General features: G+C 51.4%; 19 protein-coding genes. 2 read left to right on the top strand and 17 right to left on the bottom strand.

All coding sequences use genetic code 11. From position 1 onward, the window contains the following. Nucleotides 1–73: 73 nt before the first annotated feature. The 7 genes from LI015_RS00160 to LI015_RS00130 form a co-directional block, all read right to left on the bottom strand. Nucleotides 74–1,258 carry an iron-containing alcohol dehydrogenase gene (locus LI015_RS00160; RefSeq protein ID WP_227123689.1) on the bottom strand — a complete coding sequence of 395 codons (1,185 nt, stop codon included), beginning with the start codon at nucleotides 1,256–1,258 and terminating at the stop codon, nucleotides 74–76. A gap of 40 nt (nucleotides 1,259–1,298) precedes the next feature. Next, nucleotides 1,299–1,460 (bottom strand): hypothetical protein, encoded by a 162-nt coding sequence (locus LI015_RS00155; protein WP_007036567.1) that lies wholly within the window; start codon nucleotides 1,458–1,460, stop codon nucleotides 1,299–1,301. Between the two features lie 230 nt (nucleotides 1,461–1,690). Next, nucleotides 1,691–2,533: an HAD family hydrolase gene (locus LI015_RS00150; protein WP_118017473.1), complete on the bottom strand. Its 843-nt coding sequence runs from the start codon at nucleotides 2,531–2,533 to the stop codon at nucleotides 1,691–1,693. 33 nt (nucleotides 2,534–2,566) lie between these two features. Further along, a complete protein-coding gene (locus LI015_RS00145) occupies nucleotides 2,567–3,904 on the bottom strand; it encodes an ABC transporter substrate-binding protein (RefSeq protein ID WP_227123688.1) in 1,338 nt (445 codons plus the stop codon). A gap of 16 nt (nucleotides 3,905–3,920) precedes the next feature. Then, nucleotides 3,921–5,075, bottom strand: coding sequence for an ABC transporter ATP-binding protein (locus LI015_RS00140; protein WP_118017471.1), 1,155 nt, complete (start codon nucleotides 5,073–5,075; stop codon nucleotides 3,921–3,923). A gap of 18 nt (nucleotides 5,076–5,093) precedes the next feature. Next, nucleotides 5,094–6,959: an ABC transporter permease gene (locus LI015_RS00135; protein WP_002571683.1), complete on the bottom strand. Its 1,866-nt coding sequence runs from the start codon at nucleotides 6,957–6,959 to the stop codon at nucleotides 5,094–5,096. 74 nt (nucleotides 6,960–7,033) lie between these two features. Continuing rightward, complete coding sequence (locus LI015_RS00130; protein ID WP_002568057.1) at nucleotides 7,034–8,044, bottom strand: LacI family DNA-binding transcriptional regulator; 1,011 nt, start codon at nucleotides 8,042–8,044, stop codon at nucleotides 7,034–7,036. A gap of 320 nt (nucleotides 8,045–8,364) precedes the next feature. Here LI015_RS00130 and LI015_RS00125 point away from each other — a divergent pair, with 320 nt between their 5' ends. Beyond that, nucleotides 8,365–9,696, top strand: coding sequence for a M23 family metallopeptidase (locus LI015_RS00125; RefSeq protein ID WP_227123686.1), 1,332 nt, complete (start codon nucleotides 8,365–8,367; stop codon nucleotides 9,694–9,696). A 41-nt stretch (nucleotides 9,697–9,737) separates the two neighbouring features. Here the strand turns inward: LI015_RS00125 and LI015_RS00120 are convergent, their stop codons facing one another. The 6 genes from LI015_RS00120 to deoC all read right to left on the bottom strand — a co-directional run bounded on the left by LI015_RS00120 (nucleotide 9,738) and on the right by deoC (nucleotide 17,063). Continuing rightward, nucleotides 9,738–10,559, bottom strand: a complete 822-nt coding sequence (locus LI015_RS00120) for a response regulator transcription factor (protein ID WP_002568059.1) — start codon at nucleotides 10,557–10,559, stop codon at nucleotides 9,738–9,740. Between the two features lie 48 nt (nucleotides 10,560–10,607). Beyond that, the gene (locus LI015_RS00115; RefSeq protein WP_227123685.1) at nucleotides 10,608–12,305 is read right to left on the bottom strand and encodes a sensor histidine kinase; all 1,698 of its coding nucleotides are present in this window, start codon (nucleotides 12,303–12,305) and stop codon (nucleotides 10,608–10,610) included. A gap of 74 nt (nucleotides 12,306–12,379) precedes the next feature. Next, entirely contained in the window at nucleotides 12,380–14,032 is a 1,653-nt protein-coding gene (locus tag LI015_RS00110) for an ABC transporter permease (protein WP_002568061.1), read from the bottom strand. Next, entirely contained in the window at nucleotides 14,022–15,143 is a 1,122-nt protein-coding gene (locus tag LI015_RS00105; RefSeq protein WP_002568062.1) for an ABC transporter ATP-binding protein, read from the bottom strand. Before LI015_RS00105 ends, LI015_RS00110 begins: the two co-directional genes overlap by 11 nt. 91 nt (nucleotides 15,144–15,234) lie before the next feature. Next, nucleotides 15,235–16,350: an ABC transporter substrate-binding protein gene (locus LI015_RS00100; protein WP_002568063.1), complete on the bottom strand. Its 1,116-nt coding sequence runs from the start codon at nucleotides 16,348–16,350 to the stop codon at nucleotides 15,235–15,237. A 47-nt stretch (nucleotides 16,351–16,397) separates the two neighbouring features. Next, a complete protein-coding gene (gene deoC / locus LI015_RS00095; RefSeq protein WP_118017833.1) occupies nucleotides 16,398–17,063 on the bottom strand; it encodes a deoxyribose-phosphate aldolase in 666 nt (221 codons plus the stop codon). A 277-nt stretch (nucleotides 17,064–17,340) separates the two neighbouring features. Here deoC and LI015_RS00090 point away from each other — a divergent pair, with 277 nt between their 5' ends. Further along, entirely contained in the window at nucleotides 17,341–17,610 is a 270-nt protein-coding gene (locus LI015_RS00090) for a hypothetical protein (protein ID WP_002568065.1), read from the top strand. Nucleotides 17,611–17,714: 104 nt separating this feature from the next. Here the strand turns inward: LI015_RS00090 and LI015_RS00085 are convergent, their stop codons facing one another. Genes LI015_RS00085 through dctP form a run of 4 tightly spaced genes read right to left on the bottom strand, consistent with a single transcriptional unit; the run spans nucleotide 17,715 to nucleotide 21,936 of the window. Then, entirely contained in the window at nucleotides 17,715–18,989 is a 1,275-nt protein-coding gene (locus LI015_RS00085; protein WP_227123683.1) for an ester cyclase, read from the bottom strand. Between the two features lie 24 nt (nucleotides 18,990–19,013). Further along, nucleotides 19,014–20,297, bottom strand: a complete 1,284-nt coding sequence (locus tag LI015_RS00080) for a TRAP transporter large permease (RefSeq protein ID WP_227123681.1) — start codon at nucleotides 20,295–20,297, stop codon at nucleotides 19,014–19,016. Further along, nucleotides 20,297–20,833, bottom strand: a complete 537-nt coding sequence (locus LI015_RS00075) for a TRAP transporter small permease (RefSeq protein WP_002568068.1) — start codon at nucleotides 20,831–20,833, stop codon at nucleotides 20,297–20,299. The genes LI015_RS00080 and LI015_RS00075 overlap by 1 nt, the downstream gene beginning before the upstream one ends. A gap of 26 nt (nucleotides 20,834–20,859) precedes the next feature. After that, nucleotides 20,860–21,936: a TRAP transporter substrate-binding protein gene (gene dctP, locus LI015_RS00070; RefSeq protein ID WP_227123679.1), complete on the bottom strand. Its 1,077-nt coding sequence runs from the start codon at nucleotides 21,934–21,936 to the stop codon at nucleotides 20,860–20,862. Nucleotides 21,937–22,014: the final 78 nt, after the last annotated feature.

Genomic DNA, 22,014 nt, shown 5'->3' with positions numbered 1-22,014 from the left:
ATGGCCATTATCCATCTGCGGCTGGTATCTCCATACCCGCGATTCTCCTGAATCCGCGATTCTCCTGTACCCGCTACTCTCCCAAAGCCATCCTGTAAATTTCCATCATCTCTTCCTTGCCCAGTTCCCGGATGCCCGGCAGGGTACGCTTTCCCATGTTGGTGCACTTGACAGCCATTTCTTCCAGGCGTTCTTCCTCCACACCCAGTTCTTTTAAGGAAGAGGGCATACCCAGGCTCTTATAGAAATCTTCTGTGGCCCGGATTCCTGCCAGGGCCGTGTTCATAGGGCAGTCAAAATCCATGTCTATGTTCCACACCTGGACCGCATAACGTGCGAAGCGGTTCACATCACTGGGGCACACAAACCTGGCCCAGGATGGCCACAGGGCTGCCAGACCTGCTCCGTGGGCAATGGATGGGTACATGCCGGAAAGCTCATGCTCCAGCTGGTGGACCTGCATGAAGAAATCCCTTCCAGCCCCTGTCAACCCGTTGTGGGAAAGGCTTCCTCCCCACATAAGAGCGGCTCTGGCTTCATAGTTATCCGGAGCTTTATCGGCAATCCTTCCTGCCTCCACCGTGGATTTTAACAATGCCTCGGCTATGCGGTCCGTCAGTTCCGTATCCCTGGTCTTGCTGAAATACCGCTCCAGGGTATGCATCATGATATCTACTGTTCCGCAGGCTGTCTGGTATTTGCTTACCGTGCAGGTCAGCTCCGGGTTGCAGATGGAAAACAGCGGGCGGTGGGTCACGCTGTTAAAGCCCCGCTTAAATCCATTTTCCTCATTTGTAATGACACAGGACGCGCTCATTTCACTGCCCGAGGCAGAAAGCGTAAGAATGACGCCCACCGGCAATGCCCTGGCAGGCACAGCCTCCTGGCGGAAATAGGTCCATACATCCACATCCGGGTTCCCTGCGCCGTCTGCTATACACTTGGATGAGTCAATCACGCTGCCTCCTCCAACAGCCAGCACCAGATCCACGCCCTCCTTCAGGCACAGTTCGATGCCCTCCTTGGCCTTAGACAGAGTGGGATTGGCCTGTACGCCCCCCAGCGTCACATACTGTATTCCCTCTGCCTCAAGAGAGCCTGTAACTGCGTCCAGAAGTCCGGACTTCTTAGCGCTGGACCCGCCGAAATGCACCAGCACCTTCTTAAATCCGTATTCCTTGACAATCTTTCCTACCTGCTGATGGGTATTCTTTCCAAATATCATCCTGGTTGGTGTAAAAAACTCAAAATTTTCCATTATGTAATCCTCCTTCATGCCGCTTTCACCGCTGTCTCCATTATACATAAATCAGGGCGCTTTTTCCACTTAAATCTGCTGCCTGTTCAGCCCTGCGCCAGTTTGTCCTTATACCCGCTTTCCCATTTCCCCACTCTCCTCCCCGCCTGAAATACCAGACTCCTGCCAGAGCCCCATGAAAGGAAGGGAATGCCTGTTTCACCCCACCCGCCCCCCATTAAAACCAGGCACACCCCATACAATCCAACAGGAAATTAATACGCCGCGCATTCCCCGGATCGCAAAAAAAGGCCGCAGACGAAGCATCGCTGCGGCCTGAAAATCCATTCTTCACTGCAAGGCAAAGCCTGCCGGGGAAATGCTCTGATTCCATCAGCCTGGTACTTGTGATGCCATGTTGCTGATGGAGAGCCGGATATGTAAATACCGGCATCAGGACAGATTATCGCGAAATGTTCTCACCATCTGTTCCTGCCAGGCCCCTCCGTATTCCCCCATAACCAGCCTTTTTAGCGCCTCGGCCGGGAACCGGCGCCAGGACATCTCCTCATGCTTTACCAGGATGGGATAGTAATATACCCCGTTGTCCCCCGCTGCCTCACAGTCCCCCGGCGCATCCCCCACCATGAGCACATGGTCCGGGCAATACCCCTTTTTCAGAAGAGCATTGATACAGGCGGACTTTGACCCGGAGTCCTGGGACAGGACCACGTCCACATATTCCATCAGGCCCTGTCTCTGCCATTCTTCCTCCACCGCTTTTTTGTTGGCAGAGGATACCACTGCCACGTCCGCTGTCTCATGGGCCGCCTTAAGGGCCTCACGCACACCGTCAAAGGCGCATTTGGCTTCTTCCGGCATGGCCCCGATTTTCCGGTTTACTTCCTCAGACCATTCCAGTGCCTGTCGGAATATCTCCTTTCCGGTCCGTTCCCACTGGGCCTTTACCGCCTGGTTTGACAACTCCGGCGCTTCCCCTGTCCATCGGACAAAGGCATCCACATCCGGCACTGCTTTATATGTCCGGTCAATTTCTGCCAGAATCATGGCCAGGCCCTTAAAGCGGTTGATTCCCCTGGTCATGGTGTAAAGATTGATCTCATCCCAGCGCCTGCGTATCTTCTGCTCCCATTGTGAAAGCCCCCAGACCGGAATCAGACAGGGCCCGAAACAGGTTATATGTTTTGAGTCCATGGTATCCATGGCACAGCCATCTGAATCGACGCAGATCAGATATTCCTTTTGCTTCCTGTATCCCTCTAATATGTCCGGCATCCGAAGCTCTCCTCTCCTTTACGCCACTGCATATTACCGGAACTGGTACCAGTAGTCCTGTACATCCTGCAGATTTTTATAGACGAAGTCATAATTAATCATCCAAAGCTTCATATCCTCCAAGGGGATATTGCCTTCTGCCGGGGTTGTCTCCGGGCGTACCGGCCATCCTCCGATGGTGTTGAATGGTTTGATACCATTTCCGTTTCCATCTTCGCCGCCTAACAGATAGCGAATCAGCAGCTTGGCTCCGTTTGGATGAGGCGCCTCGTTTACCACTGCCACAAAGTTCATGAAGGCCACGCCGGAAACAGGCTCCATCTTAAGGGGCTCGGATTCGATATTCCACCCCTTGTCAGCCCGCTCCCGGTACTTGGAGGACGGTGTGTAGCCAATGAGCTTTGACTCCTTGCCCTCTCCCACAGACTGGATGACCTCGTTGTTTGAGTCAAAGATGACCGGATCATTTTCCAGCACCCGCTTCATCCAGGCATGGGCTGCCATGGGCTCGTCGTCCGCCAGTACAATATCCTCGCCGTAGCACGCCTTATAGGCTTCCGCCATCTCGTCCGCATGCTCCACCATAGTGGTGAACAGGGCCATGTAGCTCACTGTGCCGATTGGGTTCTGGAGCACGAAGCTTCCATTCCATTCCGGCTTTGTCACATCCCACCAGTTGGTGATGGGGGTTTCCGTATAGATGCCGGTATTGTAGAACCACCAGTCAGTCTCAAAGTACAAAGGCGTCATATCCTTTAAATATTCCTGGTTCACATTCTTGTAAATGGATTCAGGCTGGTAATTGTGCAGGATTCCCTTGTTAAAGAAATTAATCATGTAATCCCCTGTCTGTTCCTTGGAATGGATTACGTCAGCTGTGCGTATACCCGAGTTGTACTCTGTGCTCAGTTTGGTGGACATGTCATTGGCATTGATGTCATATACCTCCAGGGTCATGCCGGGATAATCCTCCTCAAAGCTGGCCTTTACCTTAGCCATACGGCTGGAAATGGAATAAATGACTACCTTCCCGCCCTCCTCGTCCAGTGCCTTCTTATACAGTTCATCTGAGGATTCATCCTCATACAGTCCCGCGTCCACGGCCCACTGCTCCTCCGGGGCAGACGCTGCATTTCCTCCTGCTGCATTTTCCCCTGCCGCATTCTCCCCTGCCTTGTCTCCAGCCGCCTCCTTCTGCGTCTCTCCTACTCCCGGCTGCTCCCCGGCCTTGCCCTCATCTGCTGCCTTGGCAGCTGTTGTGTTCCCGGATGCAGCCTTTGTGTCCTCAATCTTTTCGCAGCCCGTAAGCGCAGATGCAGCCATCACGCCTGCCAAAGCCAGTGCCAATAAACGTTTTCCTCTTCTCCTCATGATTTCTTCTCCTTTATCATTTAATTGAATTTTGTTGGTCCTGCTGTGCGTCCATGACAGCCAGCTTTGCCAGCCTGCCGCTGTCCTTGCAAAACACGTTCATCTTATCCGGATTAATCCGCAGCCACACCTTTTGATCCGGACTGTACTGCTTAAGTCCGTTCTGCTTGGACAGGATTCGTTCCCCGCCCACCTCCAGGTAAATGGTTGTCTCTGAACCGGCCGGCATCACAGAGTATACTTCCGCCTCTATGCTCCCCTCTGCGGGTCCGTCCAGTATCTCCACCAACTCCGGTCTCACCCCGACCACTGCCTCAAAGCTTCCGTCACCCGGGGCTTCCCCGGTAAAGGACTTCCTGTCATAAGACGCGGTTCCCAAAACGGATTCCACGGTCATGGTATCTCCCGCCACCCTGGCCTTTCCCGGAAGGAAATTCACCTTTGGATTGCCGATAAAGTCAGCCACACGCAGGGAGGCAGGATTCTGGTACAGCTCCATGGGCGGCGCCACCTGCTCCAGCACACCCTCAAAGAAAATGGCTATTTTGGTAGACATGGTCAGGGCCTCCGTCTGGTCATGGGTCACATAGATAATGGTGGTGCCTAACTCCTGATGGAGCCGTTTAATTTCACTTCTCATCTCGATTCTCAGCTTGGCGTCCAGATTGGACAGCGGCTCGTCCAAAAGCAGCACCTCCGGCTCCGACACAATGGCTCTGGCTATGGCCACGCGCTGCTGCTGTCCGCCTGACAGTTCCGACGGATACCGGTCAATGAACGCCTCAATCCTCATGCGTTTTAAGGCATTTTCCACCTTCCTTCGTATCTCCTCCTTGGGCACCTTTGCCACTTCCAGGCCAAAGGCCACATTGTCAAATACCGTCATATGGGGCCAAAGGGCATACGACTGGAATACCAGGTTAAGATGGCGTTTTCCCGGTTCCTCATAAAACTTTTCAGGCGCATTGACAATCTCCCTGTCCCCCATGTACATATACCCTTCCTGGGGTTTCTCCAGGCCTGCCACCACGCGCAGGGTGGTTGTCTTTCCGCAGCCGGACGGCCCCAGCAGTGTCATAAACTCCCCGTCCTCAATCACCAGGTTGATGTCCTTTAACACATGGTTCCTGCCGTAATATTTATTGATTCCTCTTAATTCAATTCTGCTCATCTTTCATATCCTCCCGCATTAAAAGCCCTTGGTGATGTCCGCGTCCGTAAAGGTATTGGCAAACCAGTAGACGAAGAATACCAGCACAAACATAACGATGGTCACTGCACTGGACAGCTGAATCAGATTTTCCGCCGAATAGGCGTACGCCATATAGGGCAGCGTCTGCTGGCTGGGCGTCATGAGTATAACTATCAGGTCCAGTTCCTTCATGATGCTGATAAACACCAGCATGAATCCGCTTATCATACCGCCCTTTGACAGAGGGAACACAATCTTAAAGAACCTGCGCAGGAATCCCGCGTTTTCCACCTGGGCGGCTTCCTCTAACTCCGTACTGATCTGGAGCATATTGGATGTTCCCGCCCTGGAGGCAAAGGGCATGTTCTTCACCACAGCGATAAGCACCAGCAGGGCAAAGGAGCCGTACAGGGACGGTACCAGGGTGATGCGGTAGCCGAACATTTCTATTTTCTTAGCCGTTGCAAAGAGAGCCAGGTACATGGCGCCAAAGGCAATGGATGGAATCAGGTAAGGTATAAATACCAGCTGCTCCACCAGTTTTCCTGAGAACAGCTTGCGTCCCCTGGAATTGATATAGCCAATCAGCTGTCCGAACACGGTTGCAAACAGGGAGGTAAGCACCACCAGCTTGATGGTGTTGACCACATATTTCATGAACTGCGGATTCTTAAATATACCCGGCTCACCCTGGTCAATGGTGGGCACGGAACCTCCGGTCCAGTAATGAAGGGTGAAATTGCTGAGGCTGTAGTTGCCCGGCTCCAGCATAAAGGACTGGTACAGCAGAATGACCACCGGAAACACAACGGCCACTGCGATGAAGGCAATGAGAATCCCCACGATAACCGGCCTCCATTTGCCCAGGCGTATGGGATTGCTCCTGCTGCCCTTTCCTCCTATGGTACTGAAGGATTTTCTGGAACCAATGGCCTTCTGGTTTAAGAACACGCTGAAGGAGGCAATGGCTATGAGAATCAGAGATATGGCAAACGCCACCCGGTTCTGCCCGTTCTGTATGGAGTTGTACATGGTGGTGGATACGGTGTAGTATCCGATTTTAAGCCCTAAAACCGACGGAACGCCGAAGGTGCCCATTGCCTTTGAAAAGGTCATGATAACCGCGGACAGAATAGCCGGCATCACCAGCGGGAATGTAATCTTTGTAAGTATCCTGGCCTTGCTGGCTCCCAGGATTTCCCCCATCTCTTCCAGCTCCGAGTTGATGGAGCTGAGGGCCGAGGACACCAGCAGGTAGGCATAGGCATAATAGTGGATGACTAACACCACGATAATGGCAAACGGCCCGTAGGCCAGCCAGTCCGGTGTCTGAATCCCCAAAAATCCCAGAAGGCCCTGGGCGCCGCCCACGCGTTCATTCTTGAATATGGTCAGCCATGCCATGGACTTGCACCAGGATGGTATCATATAGGGAATGATGAGGGCCAGGGAAAAGAATTTCTTATATGGCAGGTCGCTGCGGACCATGAGCCATGCCAGCAGTGAGCCCAGGGTAATTCCAAACGCAGCCGTGCACACGGATATCAATAAGGAATTCTTAAGGGGCGTCCACAGCATTTTCTGGGAAATGCTGCTGGTCAGAACCCGTTTCCAGTAATAGAGGGTAAACATCCCCTCCCTTCCCCCGTCCACCCTGGCCGCGTCTGCGCCTGCCAGGGTAAGCGTCTGTATAATCATCTGTCCCAGAGGAATCAGAATCAGATAAACCATGAATATCACGGAAATCACCACCATGATATTGTATGGATTCTTTACAATGCTTCCTGCCTGATTCATAAGACGGCGTTTCCTGGAAAATTCCCGGACGCCGCCTTTTGTTCCGGCCTTTGTATCTGTCTGCATACTGCCTGCTCCTTTCTGTTGCCTGCATACTCTCTTCTGTCAGCCCTTCATTTTATCCCTTGTTTATCCCTTGTCTATCCCTTGCAGGAACGGCGCTCCACCAGCCTCGGTTCCAGCTTCACAGAAGCCTTTCCCCCCACAGGCGCGCCCTCCTCCACCATTCCCAGCAGCAGCTCCACGGCGGTCTCCATCTGTTCCTCATGGGAAACTGCCACCGTTGTAAGCTCGATGTAGGGCAATTCCTCGGTTATGTTGTCAAACCCAATGAGTGAAAAATCCTCAGGTATGCGGATTCCATTTTCCCGGCATGCCTTGACAATCCCGTTGGCCGTGGCATCGCTGGCAGCCACGATTCCGTCCGGCATGGCCAGTCCGCTTTGAAGGAAATGCTTGAAGTGGTTATATCCCCTTTCAAAGCTGGTCCGAAAATCCAGATTGCACTCGTATACCTGGGCCGGAATCCGCTTTGCCCTGGCTGTCTCCAGAAAACTGGCGGCCCTGTAGCGGTGGGCCAGGCGTTCGGGCTTGAACCCCACAAACAGCAGGTTCCTGCACCCTTTGGATATGAGATACTCGGCGGCGATTCTGCCCGCCTGCTCCTCGTCGGCGCAGACATAGGGAATCCCGCACTGGCCCGTAAGCTCGTTAAGGGCTACCATGGGTACATTATGAATAAACTCAGCCATGCTCTCCGTGCTCCTGGGACCAATGGGAAATATCAGGATTCCCTCCACCTGGTGCTCTGCCAGAAGCTTCAGATAATCCCTCTCTGCCTTCAGCTCCCGGAAGCTGTTGCATAATAATACCTGATACCCTCTTTTGTGGGCAGCATCCGAGGCCTTCACCATGAGTTCGGAATAAAAAGGGCTCATGATATCCGGCATGATGATGCCTATGGTCTGAGTCCTGCGCTTCACAAGACTCCGGGCCAGGCCGTTGGGCGTGTAGGAGAGCCGTTCGCATACCCGTAATATCCGGCTGCGGTTTTCCTCGCTGATACCATCCATCCCGTTTAACGCCCTGGATACAGAGGCGATGGATACCCCTGCCTCCCTGGCAATATCTTTGATTGTCACTTGTTTCATAATAGGCCTTCTCCCCATTTCTCCGTTTTAAAGAATGGTTTTCGTAAACGTTTACGCTTAAAAATATTATACCATCAGCCAGGTTTTCCCGCCATTTCCAGAACCAACAAAATGCACAGGTACCCCTATGCATTTTGCATAATAATTTAGGCATTTTTTCGTAAATTTTACGGCCGTATACGTTTACGGCCAAAAGAAGGAAGTTTTTCTTTTGTACAAATTGCCCCTCCCCCTTCATTCATGCATAAAACAGCACGGACAGACATAAGATTACTCCAGGACCCATATTTCCCAAAAGGGTGTCAGGAGGCGGTTATATCATGAGATTCTTCCGAATGCTCCGGGAGCATTTACATATCAGTACAAAGACAGTGATTTACGGGGAAATGATGGTGCTGAGCCTGCTGTGTCTCAGCATCTTCCTGTTTAAAACAGACCCGGGCCAGGCAGTCATGAGCCAGGCCTCCAGGCTGGCCGGATACATGAATCCCCTGGAAAACATAGACGGAGCAGACCCGGACAAGACAGGGACAGACAAAAAAGAAGCTAAAAATAAGGATTATATCAAATGGGTGGACTTCGGCGTCACTTCGGAGGCCATGAACCAGGCATTCCGCCTTGACGTGGACACCTGCCAGGCTGACGTTCATCTGAACTGGGTGGATTTGCTGGCCTATCTGGGAACCCGTTACGGCGGGGATTTTTCCAAATATAAGCCGGAACACATGACCGCTGTGGCAGAAAAACTGAAAAATGGTGAAACCACCATAGAAGAACTGACAAAAGACATGAAATATTACTCTTATTACCGCCAGGCCTACGGAGCTGTATTAGACGGCATGGTAGGGCAGTTTGAGGCAGAGATACCGGCAGGCGAAGCCCCGGCCGCTTATCTGCCTTCCGGAGTGGCAGGAGGCGCCCCCGGAGACCCCGCCACGGTCTGGGTGACCAAATACGGGCTCAAGGCATTTTCTCCCATTGCCAAGGGCTTTCCCTACAGCGATTTTGACGACTTTGGCGTGGCCCGCAGCTATGGCTTCAAGCGCCAGCACCTGGGCCACGACATGATGGGCCAGGTGGGAACTCCGGTGGTTGCCGTGGAATCCGGCTATGTGGAAGCCCTGGGCTGGAACCAGTACGGCGGCTGGCGGCTGGGAATACGCAGCTTTGACCACAAGCGGTACTACTATTACGCCCATCTGCGCAAGAATTACCCCTACCAGTCAGGCCTGGAGGTGGGAAGCGTGGTGCAGGCCGGGGACGTCATAGGCTATCTGGGGCGCACCGGTTACAGCCGCACCGAGAACACCAACAACATCGACGACCCCCATCTCCACTTTGGCCTGGAACTCATATTTGATGAGTCCCAAAAGGACAGCAACAATGAAATCTGGGTCAGCTGTTATGAACTGGTAAAATTCCTGAATCTGAACCGCTGTGAGGCGGTAAAGGTGGAGGGCACAAAGGAGTGGAAACGGTTATACGGCATCAAGGACCCGCTGGTTCCGGTGCAGCCCGCCACACCGTCCCAGGCCGGACCTGCGGCAGAATCCCAGGCAGAGCCCCTGGCAAAATCCCAGGCCGGACCCCAGACAGAATCCCAGGCCGGACCCCGGACAGACCCCCAGGCCGGATCCCAGGCGGAATCATAGGTTCATTCCGCCAAAAGGCGCCTCCTCCTTTTCTTACCCTCTCACCCGCGGCTGTCCTTCTCGCCCACCACAGCCACACCTCCGTTCTTTAAGAACTCCGAGGGTGTCACATTGGTGTATTTCTTGAATACACCGCAGAAATGTTTATACTCGCTGAATCCCAGCTCGTCGGATATCTCATAGATCCGCATGGTGCCCTGGCTCAGCATATTCAGGGCCTTCTTAATCCGGTACTGGTTCAGCAGGTCCACAAAGGTGGTGTTAAGCCCGGCCTTCAGCTTCCTGCTGAGATAGCTGGTGCTGACCCCCAGGCTTTCCGCCACCTGGTTGATGCTCACCTTTTCCTTGTAATGCTGCTTCACGAACTCATAGGTTCTCTTTACGTAGGGATCCATGCTGTTCTTTGCGCTGTCAAATATCTTCCATTCATCATAGACTGTCAGTAGCCTGTCCTGGGATATCTTCTCGATTTTCTCATACTTGCTGGCGTAAGCTATCTGCTGACGGATTTTGTCCAGAGACTCCTTCAGCTCATCCTCGTCCACAGGCTTTAGCAGATAGTCCGTGACACCCATATGGATGGCCTGCCGGGCCAGCTCAAACTCCGAATAGCTGGTCAGCACCAGGCTGTAAAACTGCTGGTCCTTGATGGCTGTCTCTATCATCTTAAGCCCGTTCATCTTAGGCATTTTTATGTCGGTCAGCACAATATCCGGCTGCTCCCTCCGTATGGTCTCCAGCCCCTCTGCCCCGTCCTTGGCCGTGCCCACAATAATACAGCCCATGTCCAGCCAGTTTAAGGCAAAGGTAAGACCCTTTCTGATGATCTCCTCATCCTCCACAATCACTACTTTTAATAACATGACAGAATCCCCCCATCCTTACACCGGGAGTGCGCCGTCCCCTGTGCCTTACTCTTCGCAGGGCACCCGGAGCGTCACCACTGTCCCCTTTTCCATTTCACTGTCAATTCCCACTCCATACCCGCTTCCATAGACCAGACGTATCCTCTTATGGACATTGTAGATGCCGATATGGTCTGTCTGGTTCTGTCCCTGGTCCAGATTGGCCTTCAGCCTCTCCAGAAGCTCTGTGCTGATTCCCACTCCGTCGTCCGATATGATAACGGAGAGAACCTCATTTTGTATCCTGGTGCTGATACGGATCTCCAGGCAGTCACGGTCCTCACCAAAACCATATTTGATGGAATTCTCCACAATGGGCTGCAGGGCCATCCTTGGTATGGACGCATTCCTGCTGCCCTCCTCCAGGTCAATGCTGTATCTTAACCGGTCGCCATACCGGTAGAGCATAACCTGCAGATACCGGCTGATGAAATCCATCTCCTCCTTCACCGTCACCACATCCTTGCCGTTCTGGATGCTGTAGCGCAGCATTCTGGACAGGCTGACCAGCATCTTCTCCGCCTCTCCCGGCCCGAACTTTATCATATACCGGATAGATTCCAGGGTATTGAAGAGAAAATGCGGGTTAAACTGTGATTCCAGAATCTGGACCGTGGCCAGCATGTTCTCCTTTGCCAGTTCCTGATGCCTGGCCAGCAGATGGCGTATGCTGCCTATCATGGTGTTGAAGGAATGGCCGATGCGCTCAAACTCATCACCCGAGGTGATTTCCAGGGACACATCCAAATCCCCCTTCTCCACCTGGTCCAGGGCGCCTATGAGATCGTAAATGATTTCCGTCTTTTTGTCCGCCACCTTGCCTGCGCTCCTGTAAATGGCCAGGGTCACTGCCAGGGCCAGAAATCCCACCAGCACCAGGGACATAAGGCACAGCTGGACAAAGGATGTACAGTCGTATATGACCTGTACGGACGCCTCCTCATCCAGCACGGACACGCTGTCCGTGTAATACCATCTGTTCTCCAGATGCACCATGCTGCCGCCGTCGCGGAATTCCTCCACCAGCTTGCCCCGGTCGTTCTGGAACCTGGACACCCCGTCGGTAAACAGCCGGTTGAACTTGTTAATCAGCAGTACGGGCTGTTCCATATTTCCCAGCCGTTCCTTAAACGCATCTGCTTTCAGCACAAAGCCGCTGTATCCCTGGAGCCTTCCGTCCTTTACCACGGTCTGGAACATGAGCCATGCAGGAAGGGCCCTTCCGTCTATCACCGTATTGTCATAGATAAAGATACAGTCATTTTTGCTGTCATTCTGGTCCGTTGTGTTCCAGGGCAGATAATTTCCTATGTACTGTATGACATTGGACTGGCTGTTGGTGGAAAAAACCAGATTCCTGTCCCGGTCAAACAGGTAATAGTCACCCCTGTAAACCTGCCCGTTAAGGAACCGGTAAATCTCCGACACTGCCTCTGTCTTATAGGAAGGCAGCCCCTTAAACTGTTCCACGTCCAGCTCCCCTGCCATCCTTTTATTTTCGTCCACATAGCTGTCTATAACGCCCTCAAACTCCCCGGAAAAGTGCTCCAGCATGGTCCTGCTCTTCCGGATGATCTGCTGGGACCCCACTGCTGTAAACACCAGAAGCAGGACCACCAGCGATATAAAGCAAGGTGCAAGCGCATGGAAAATCAAACTTTTCCGGATTTCGTCCCTGAAACATGTTTGTTTTCGCTTCTCCATACGCCTGCACCTTTTACCATTTTTAATATTAACACACTGCACATTACTGCAGTTTTCAGTTTATCATACGGCAGTTACATTGTCACGTCCTTATTGCCCGACACCTTGAAGAAGATGAGCAGGGATACCACGGTGGTAACGGTGAGGATGGTTGCCAGGGCAGCGGCTGTTCCGTAGCTGGCCCGGATGACCTCATTGTATATGGCCACCGACATGGTCCTTGTGTTGGCCGTATAGAGCATGACGGAAGAACTCAGTTCATTAATCAGGGTAATCCAGCTTAATATGGCGCCGGACGCAACACCCGGAAGCATCATTTTCGCCGTCACCTTCACAAAGGACATGGATGGTGAATCGCCCAGGCTGATGGCGGCCTCCTCCATGCTGGGACTGATCTGGTAAAGAATGGCGGAGCTGGAACGCAGCGTGTATGCCTGCCTCCGGATGACCAGGGATATGACCATAATGATGGCGGAACCGGCCAGCATCATAGGAGGATGGTTAAATGCAATCAGTAACGTAATACCAAGGACGGAACCCGGTACAATGTACGGGAACATGGCAATGGTGTCAATGGCGTTGGTCAGCCAGCTCTTGCGCCTCACTGCCAGGTACGCGATGAGCATGCCCAGGACCACGATAATCACAATAGCTGCCAGGCAGTAAAGATATGTATTCTTGATGGACTGGATGGCTGTGGAGAACACCTTGCGGTAGCTTTCCAGGGAAAATCCATCCACAAACACCTGCATCTTGGTGGCGCGGAAGGAGGTGTAAACAACCATGCACTGGGGTATGATGGAGGTGGCTGCCAGCAGATAGATAAACAGGTGAATGAAAAAGCCTTTGATTCCATGGACCTCCTTGGGCTGAATCGGCCTCATGGAGCTCATGGTAAAGGACTTGGTATTCACATACCATTTCTGCAGCAGGAACACAGTTGCGGTGACTACCACCATAATGGTCGCCATACATGCCGCAAAGTTGGCGGAACCGCCTGTCTCTCCCACGAACTCGGAGTATACCAGGGTGGGCATAACACGGTATCCCTCGCCAATCAGGGCCGGGGTGCCAAAGTCTGCCATACAGTTCATGAACACCAGCAGGGCTGCCGCTATCAGGGTAGGGGTGACCAGGGGCATGATTACGGTAAAGACCTTTTTCAGGCCTCCGCATCCCAGGCTTTCCGCCGCCTCAGACAGGGCCACATCTATCTTTTTGAGGGCTCCCGATACATACATGTAGATAAACGGATACAGCTTAAGGGCAAATACCAGCAGCATTCCTCCAAAGCCGTAAATAGACGGCATGTGGATTCCCAGGCCCTTTAAGAACTGGGTCACGGTTCCGCTTCTTCCCAGAAGCAGGATCCAGGAGTAGGCGCCGATAAAGTTGGGACTCATCATGGAGATGATGAACAGGATTTCCAGCAGGCCTTTTCCTTTTATCTTATAAAACGACATGAAATAGGCCAGAGGCACCCCCAGTATAATGGCTACCACGGTCACGCTGAAGGTCAGCTTAAACGAGTTGAGCAGTGCGCTTTTATAATACTTCTTTGAAAAGAACCTGGCATAGTTGTCAATGGTCCAGACTCCTGTCTCCGTGTCCTTGAAACCGCTTAAGAAAAGGCTGATGAGCGGATAGAGAAGGAACAGGGCAAACAGGGCAATGATGACCACTGTCACAATCGTCCAGAAGTCCCACCTGATTTTCTTATTCGTCATATCTCTTCACATCCTTTATCAGACTCTGTTCCATGTCCTGGGTGAACACGTTGATTTTATTAGGGTTCGGTCTAAGGCGTATCTTTTCTCCCACTGAGAATATGCGGTCCACATGGCCTAAATCCTGGGAGTACTCAATGCTTGGCTGGTCCTCCAGCACCATGCCGTCCCCGAAGCGCAGGAAATAGTTGGTGTATTTGCCCAGGAAGGTCCTGCTGATGATTTCGCATTCCATGCCTTCCGGATTCAGCGAGAATTCCTCAGGGCGGACCGATACCACGACCTTCTGGCCCTCTGTCACCGTGTCCACAAGGTTTGCCATCTCCACATGGTATCCGCCCTCAAACACAACGGACGGCACGCTCCCCTGCTTTCTTATGGTTCCGAAAAAGAGATTGGAATGGCCGATAAAGGTGGATACAAATGCATTGTAGGGCCTTGCATAGATGTCCTGGGGGCTTCCAATCTGCTGGATAATCCCCAGCTTCATGACCGCAATCCTGTCTGATATGGCAAGGGCTTCCTCCTGATCATGGGTTACGTAAACCGTGGTAATACCCACCTGCTTCTGCACATCACGGATGGCGCTGCGCATCTCAATACGCAGCTTGGCGTCCAGATTGGACAGCGGCTCATCCATGAGAAGCACCTGGGGATGGATGACAATGGCCCTGGCCAGGGCCACTCTCTGCTGCTGGCCGCCGGACAGGCGCTCCGGCAGGCGGTCCTGGTATTCGTCGATTTTTACCACCTTAAGAATTTCATCCACCCGCTCCTTCATGTGCTCCTTCGGCACCTTGCGGATTTTCAGGCCGTATTCCACGTTCTGGCGTACCGTCAGGTGGGGGAAGATGGCATAGCTCTGGAACACCATGCCGATGTTCCGTTTCTGGGCCGGAATATCGTTGATGACCTTGTCGTCAAATTTGATGGTTCCCCCCTCGATGCTGTTAAACCCGGCAATCATGCGCAGCAGAGTGGTCTTGCCGCACCCGGAGGGCCCCAGCAGGGTAAAGAATTCCCCATTTTTTATAAAGGCGGACAAGTCCGGTATGATGGTCGTATCCCCATATTTTTTTACTACATTGTCGATTCCAATTGAAACACTCATACGTTTCCCCTCAATTCCTCTAAAATGAAGGGGGCTGACATATTAAGCCACGCCCCCGATGTATGTACCTTCATCTGATCTTTGGATTGGTTTACTCTGTAAACAGCTCCTTAAACTCATCCAGCCACTCAGACTTGTGTGCCGCGGTGTCTGTCTCATCGTCCTGGATAACCTTAATCTGGTCCATTGGAACCATGGCGTCTCCCGCCTCCACATCCTTGCGGATGGTTCTTCTGTACTGGGTATTGTTCATGAATTCCTGAACATCCTTGCTGGTGAGCCAGTCCACGAACTTCTGGGCATTTGATTCATTGGGGCAGCCCTTGATGATGTATACGCCGTCGCCGCGGAAGATAACGCCTTCACTCATATAAACGGTCTTGACAGGCGCGCCTGCGCCCACATACTGAGCGGAACCCTGCTCAAAGGTAAGTCCTACGGTGTACTCTCCGTCCGCAACGCCCTTATACACTGCGGAGGAACCGCCTAACAGCTTGCCGTCCAGCTGTGCGCAGAACTGTTTTACATAGTCCCAGCCATTGTCAGGATTGCCGCCGCCCATTGCATAGAGCATGTTTACCAGATGCTCAAAGGAGGAGGAGGATGCAGCCGGGTCCGCAAAGGCAATCTTGCCCTTTAATTCAGGGTTCAGCAGGTCCTCATATCCTTCAATCTTGATATCGCCAATCAGGTCCGTGTTCACCATGATAACCGACGGAATGGTATCAAAACGTGTCAGGTTGCCCTCTGTGTTCTTGTATTCATCATAGAACGCGTCCTCGTTGGATGTGGTGTAATCCGCAAAATACTCGCTCTTGTTTTTTACGGTTCCGATGGTTCCTGACCAGAGAATATCTGCCTGGGGGTTGTCGGCTTCGGTCTGGATTCTCTTTAACGCGTCGCCGGTACCCATGGCCAGACACTCAGCGTCAATACCCGTGTCCTCCTCGAACATGGCCAGCATGGAATCAATCATGGACTCTGTAAGGGGGCTGTAGATTATGAGCTTCTCATCCTTGGAAGCGCCTGCCTCTTCCTTCTTCTCACCGCCGTCCTCTTCCTTTCCTGTCTCTGCACCGGCCTCAGCCTTGGGCGCCTGGGTATCCGCGCCTTTCTCTGTGGCAGAGCCTGAACTGCCTGAACAGCCAGCCAGGCTGACAGCCACTGCCGCCGCGCATAATACCGGGATTAATCTTCTTTTTTTCATTACCTTTATCCTCCTTTAAACTTGGTTGAAATAGTTTATGTACTGAATCAATAGGTTCCTGCCTCCTGGCCGCCAAGAAGCTTAAGGGCTGAGCTGGTTCCAATCCGCTCACAGCCTTCCTCCAGGAACTGCTCCAGGTCCTCCCTGGTCTTAACGCCTCCGGCTGCCTTGATTTTCACGCCCTCACCAATGTAGCGCTTAAACAGCCTGACATCCTCAATCCTGGCTCCTGCTGTTCCGAACCCGGTGGAGGTCTTGATATAATCGGCCCCTCCGTCCGTGACGCATTTGCACAGCTCCCTTTTCTCATCCTCTGTGAGATAACATGTCTCGATGATTACCTTCACCACATGGTTTCCGGCTGCTTTTTTGACTGCCTCGATTTCACGTGTGATCTTTGGAAATTCGCCGTTTTTTACATCACCTAAGTTTACCACCATATCCACTTCCCCGGCTCCGTCAGCCAGAGCCTTCTGGGTTTCGTAAACCTTTGTCTCCGTGGTATTATATCCCAGCGGAAATCCGATGACCGTGCATACATTCAGCTTGTCCCCATAGGCTTCTGATACCCGTTTAACATAGCTTGGAGGGATACAGACCGAAGCCGTATGGTTTTCAATGGCTTCCTCACAGAGTGTCTGTATCTCGTCCCAAGCTGAGACTGCCTTTAACAGCGTATGGTCCACATGGACCAGAATCTCTTCCTTTGTCATACCCATCCCCCTGTCCTCTTTGTTTGTAATCCCATTATATCGTCTCATTGCCGCCTGAACCATCCGAAATCCTGGCAAATTATCCAATATTCTGAACTCATTTTATATTTTTCTATATATTGTAGATAATTCATGCTATGAACTATCCATTGGATATTATCTGATGGAATTTACACTGAAATGTGATAAGATATAGACAGAACCTGATTAAATTACAGCCAGGAAGCGTCTGAAAGACCCAGACATTCCTCTCCCACTGGCAGAAATGGAGGCATATATGTTCGGAAGAAAGAAAAAGGCAGAAGTGTTTATGACCAACGACCTGGGATTATACACCACTGTACATCAGGCCCTGAAGGCCGGACAGATTCCCTGCGAAGTAAAGGTTGTCAATACAGGTACCCGGAACAGGCGGACCGGCGCACTCATCGGCAGGGTAGGTGAACGGCCTGAGCTGGAAATACAGTACTATATTTATACGCCCCTGGAATATGCAGACAGGGCCAAGTATGTGATTGATGAATACAGGAAAAATTTATCCCGGTGAACAAGGAATCCATAACGTATCAGGGGAAGGACGTGACTCGTACAAATCACGTCCTTCCCCTGTTTACTTCCATCCATATCTATAGCCGGCCGGCTTCCAGTCCGCTATGCCTTTAAGCCATCATCGTTCCCAGCCCCGTCCGTATTATCCTTCATGGCCATGCGCTTTTGCGCAAGCTTCCGCATCAGTGCGAATTCATCATAAATACTCCACTCTTCCCGGAACATACCGTCTTTTATAATATGCTGCGATATACCGGAAATGACCACGTGGGCTCCTGTGGCAGGCCCATAGATGCCAAAGCCCTCATGGGTGCCGATTATATTCCATCTGGTGGCGCACCGGTATTCGTCCCGCTTTTCATCATAGAGATAGTATACATCCTCCACCTGCATGGCCAGATTGGGGAAGGCCTGGAACAGATTCAGCTGGTCCTGCAGGAAATCGCCTCTGCCCACCAATTCCCTGTCTGAAGGTCCATGGTATCTGTAATCAGGGGCATAATTATCCTTAAACTGATTGAACATTCTTCTGTTATAAATCTCATGATAGCTTTTTCTGATAAAATACTCTATATCGCTGTACCGCCCGTTATTATCTCCGAATTTGTCCGGAGCAAACTCGCCGTTCAGCCGTTCAATCTCTCCCCATGTGCCAGTGTCTGCCTTGGCGCTACCTCCCTTATTGGCTGTGGCCTCCAATACTTTCATGGGGTCGTACCCCAATTGCCTGATTAGGCTGATTTCGTTATATACCACCCACTCCTCCACAACACGGTCGCCTTTTACATAGCAGTTAGCCACTCCCCATACCACTACCTTCCTGCCGGTAGGCGGACCATAGATGGTGTGTCCCGTATTGTGGCCAATCCAGGTCCACCTCATGGAAGTATGGAAGCCTCCGTTTCCATCAGATGCCCAGATAACATCGTCAATATAATCCTTGATATCCGGATATCCGGCCAGCTTCATCACAGAGTTTGCGATGACCTGATCCCGGCCGTATGTCACACCATCCGATGTATGTACCAGGGCATTATGCTTATAATGGTCATATATCTTCCCCATCCCCTTATCATCCCATATGTCATAGGTATGGCGGATGATAAAATCCGCAGGGTCGCGCCATTTTCCAAATCCAGGCATGGGCACTTCCTGCTCCCTTGCCTTGCCGTCCTTCCACATAACTGTAATATCATCCTTCAACGGCACTGACAGCTGTCCCAGGGTTTCCTGGTATACATTCCCCCTGTAGCGGATGTTCCTGTCGCAATCCTCTTTTTTACCGCCGGTACCGGACTCCTTTTGCTCCCTTGAAGGCTCCCTCAGGATATCTTCTGCTTGTGCAGCCTGATTCTTTGTGTTCTTTACCTCACTCATATATCGTTCTCTCCTATCTCTCTGTTATTTCATCAGGCCAGGCAGCCAGGTAGACATCTGCGGTATGAATATTACAAATATCAGTCCAATTCCCATGGTCAGTATCCATGGCCAGATTTCCTTTACTATCTCCTCAAATGGCGCTTTGGATATCTGGGCCGCCACAAACAGGTTGCCTCCCACAGGAGGAGTTATGATTCCCAGTGTGGAATTAAATATAAACATGACCCCAAAATGGATAGGATCAATCCCATACTGTGTTGCAATCCCCAGTAAAATGGAACTCAGTATGACATTAATGGCAATACCGTCCAAGAACGTTCCAAGGAACAATACCAATGCGTTTAATATTATAAGGGCCACAATCTTTGACGAAACGCTTCCCAATATTAATGCAGCCAATTTTGTGGGTATTTCCTCCAGCGTCAGTATTTTACCGAATCCTGAGGACACGCCCAGGATAAACAGTATTGTACACGTAGTAATCACAGTTTTATAAAACATCTGGGGCAGCATTCTGGCCTCAAGCCCGCTGTTCCTCTTTAACAGGCCGTAAATCAGGCCGTAAACCACCGATACCACAGCTGCCTCTGTAGGCGTAAAAATCCCGGAATAGATACCCCCTAAAATGATGACCGGCATAATCAGGCTGAATTTCGCCTCCCACATGGTCCTCAGTTTCCGGCGCAAAGGAATGGGGTCGTTTCCTGAACAGATATTATGCTTTTTGCCGTAAATATGGCAATATACCAGGAAACAGCAGCCAATGAATAATCCCGGCAGAATCTCTGCCGTAAACAGCTTGGAGATAGACACATTGTTCAGGCTCCCGAATACAACCAGTCCCATGCTGGGAGGAATCATCTGGCCGCAGCAGCCTGCCGTGGCAATGAGTGCCGCCGCCGCTCCCTGGCTCAGCCCCTGCTTTCGCAGCTCCGGCAGGGCAATCAGGCCAATGGCAGCTATGGTGGCATAGGCGGAACCGGAGATTGCGCCAAAGGCCATGCAGGCCAGAACCGTTACCATCATGATTCCGCCCTTCAGCCTGCCCACCCATACATTAGCGGCTTTAAACAAACCTTCTGAGATTCCTGCCTCTGACATAATCTGTCCTGCCAGCACAAAAAAGGGAACCGCTGTCAGTGTAAAGGAATCAACACTGTTGGCCATGGCGCGCACAAAATAGGACAGGGATATGATATTGCTTGTAAAAACAGAGCCCAATACCCCAATGCCTATGGCAAAGCCAATGGGTACTCCCAAGAAAGCCAGTCCCAGGAACAGAACAAACAAAACAGCAACTGACATCACGCTCCCCCCTTTTCTTCCTCAATTTTGTCCGCCTCAATTCCCCCCTGGCGAATCTGTCCCGCAATCTTTACCGTACACTGGACCAGCCTTAGACACACCAGCAGAAATCCCAGGGGCATAACAAGATAAAGGAGCCACATTGGTATGGGCAGGGACACGGCGGTCTGCCCTCCCTGGCGGATGATACTCAACAATTTATATCCTTCAATCATACAGATAACGGAAAAACCAAAACATAAGATGTTACATAAAATATCCAGATACAGTCTCAGGCCCGGCCTGAGTAAGGAACGCACAAATGTTATCCTTATATGTTCCCCTGTCTTTACCGCATACCCTATGGAGATGAACACCATCCATACAAACATGTACCTGGTCATCTCTTCTGTCCATGGAAACGGAGTTGAAAACAGGTACCGCCCCACTATCTGAAGTGTTGTAAAAACAACCATAAGGGCCAGGAACACAGCGCCTATAAAAACTTCCAGCTTGTCGTCCACCCATTGAATCACTTTTTTCACGCTCTTTTTCACATCCTTCCGTCCTTATAAAGCAGTCATCAGTTCCTGAATGTCTCCAGTATCTCTTTGCCGCACATTTCTTCCACTTTAGGCTCGGTCGCCGCCACCATAGCTTTCTTGATTTCCGCCCTGGCCTCATCGGTCAGCTCCGTATAGAGAATCTTGCCTTGTTCCTGAAGCTCTTTAATCTTCTGTACGGAATCCTCCTCCTCCTTCATGGCAATCTTCCACTCCTCCTCTGCTGCCCCGGCGATTGCCTTATCATATGCAGCTCTCTGTTCTTCAGAAAAAGAATTATATTTGGCGGAAGAGATCAGTATTACATTGATGGAATAACTGTGATTGGTATCGGTAGCGTACTTCAGTACATCTATAAGCCCCTGCTGGATGATAGGCATTTTTGATGAAACCAGACCGTCTACCGTGCCTTGCTGAAGACCTGTATACAGCTCATTCCATGCCATAGGTGTAGGGATACATCCCAGTGCTTCCAGCTCCGCAATGTTAATGGGATTCTCCGGCGCCCTGCTCTTAATTCCCTGGAAATCCGCCAGAGTGTTCACTTCTCTTACATTATTCCAGAATATCCTTCCTGAGCTTCCAAAGAAAGCAGCCACTTTGACGCCCATATTTTTATCGTCAGCAGCCTTTTTCAGCAAATCCCCCTGCTCTCCGTCCAGCTTCGCCTTGGCATCCTTTAAATCATCGAACAGGTAGTCCGCGTTAAATACATAAAACTCCTTAATATTCGGCGCAAACTGTAGCTCTGCCACAGAAGTCATATCAATCTCTCCCAGGGTAACGGCCTCGATACTGTCGCGGTCGGATCCCACTACCTGCGCATTAGGAAATATTTTGACCTCAATTCCCACGTCCTCCCCTTCAATAATTTCCTTAAACTTCAGAAACCCCTGATGGGTGGCCTCTTTTTCATTTGCCTGATGGGCAATTCTGATTTCCAGCTTGGATGATTCAGCGCCGGACGGCGAGGGAGCGTCTTCCCCGCTTCCCTGCTCTTGCTTTGCAGCAGCTGGTTTCTCTGTACCGCAGCCCGTTAACGCGAGAGCTAATCCTACCAGACTGATTGTTATAACCTTTTTCATTGTTTTTTTCATTTTAAACCCCTTTCTCCATCAACACATTTACGATTATTTGCTTCACTGATTCCCCAATTACCGGTTTGACCTTCCCTT

Origin of the sequence: Enterocloster sp. 210928-DFI.2.20 (genome assembly GCF_020554465.1) — a bacterium.
In the GTDB taxonomy this organism is placed as follows: Bacteria; Bacillota; Clostridia; order Lachnospirales; family Lachnospiraceae; genus Enterocloster; species Enterocloster bolteae.
This window is presented reverse-complemented; position numbering and strand designations above follow the sequence as displayed.

Coding starts and splice junctions, on each gene's coding strand:
- LI015_RS00100 (WP_002568063.1), bottom strand. CDS start 16,350: ATGAAAAAAAGAAGATTAATCCCGGTATTATGCGCGGCGGCAGTGGCT.
- dctP (WP_227123679.1), bottom strand. CDS start 21,936: ATGAAAAAAACAATGAAAAAGGTTATAACAATCAGTCTGGTAGGATTA.
- LI015_RS00120 (WP_002568059.1), bottom strand. CDS start 10,559: ATGTTATTAAAAGTAGTGATTGTGGAGGATGAGGAGATCATCAGAAAG.
- deoC (WP_118017833.1), bottom strand. CDS start 17,063: ATGACAAAGGAAGAGATTCTGGTCCATGTGGACCATACGCTGTTAAAG.
- LI015_RS00105 (WP_002568062.1), bottom strand. CDS start 15,143: ATGAGTGTTTCAATTGGAATCGACAATGTAGTAAAAAAATATGGGGAT.
- LI015_RS00110 (WP_002568061.1), bottom strand. CDS start 14,032: ATGACGAATAAGAAAATCAGGTGGGACTTCTGGACGATTGTGACAGTG.
- LI015_RS00135 (WP_002571683.1), bottom strand. CDS start 6,959: ATGCAGACAGATACAAAGGCCGGAACAAAAGGCGGCGTCCGGGAATTT.
- LI015_RS00130 (WP_002568057.1), bottom strand. CDS start 8,044: ATGAAACAAGTGACAATCAAAGATATTGCCAGGGAGGCAGGGGTATCC.
- LI015_RS00090 (WP_002568065.1), top strand. CDS start 17,341: ATGTTCGGAAGAAAGAAAAAGGCAGAAGTGTTTATGACCAACGACCTG.
- LI015_RS00125 (WP_227123686.1), top strand. CDS start 8,365: ATGAGATTCTTCCGAATGCTCCGGGAGCATTTACATATCAGTACAAAG.
- LI015_RS00115 (WP_227123685.1), bottom strand. CDS start 12,305: ATGGAGAAGCGAAAACAAACATGTTTCAGGGACGAAATCCGGAAAAGT.
- LI015_RS00145 (WP_227123688.1), bottom strand. CDS start 3,904: ATGAGGAGAAGAGGAAAACGTTTATTGGCACTGGCTTTGGCAGGCGTG.
- LI015_RS00140 (WP_118017471.1), bottom strand. CDS start 5,075: ATGAGCAGAATTGAATTAAGAGGAATCAATAAATATTACGGCAGGAAC.
- LI015_RS00160 (WP_227123689.1), bottom strand. CDS start 1,258: ATGGAAAATTTTGAGTTTTTTACACCAACCAGGATGATATTTGGAAAG.
- LI015_RS00150 (WP_118017473.1), bottom strand. CDS start 2,533: ATGCCGGACATATTAGAGGGATACAGGAAGCAAAAGGAATATCTGATC.
- LI015_RS00080 (WP_227123681.1), bottom strand. CDS start 20,297: ATGTCAGTTGCTGTTTTGTTTGTTCTGTTCCTGGGACTGGCTTTCTTG.
- LI015_RS00085 (WP_227123683.1), bottom strand. CDS start 18,989: ATGAGTGAGGTAAAGAACACAAAGAATCAGGCTGCACAAGCAGAAGAT.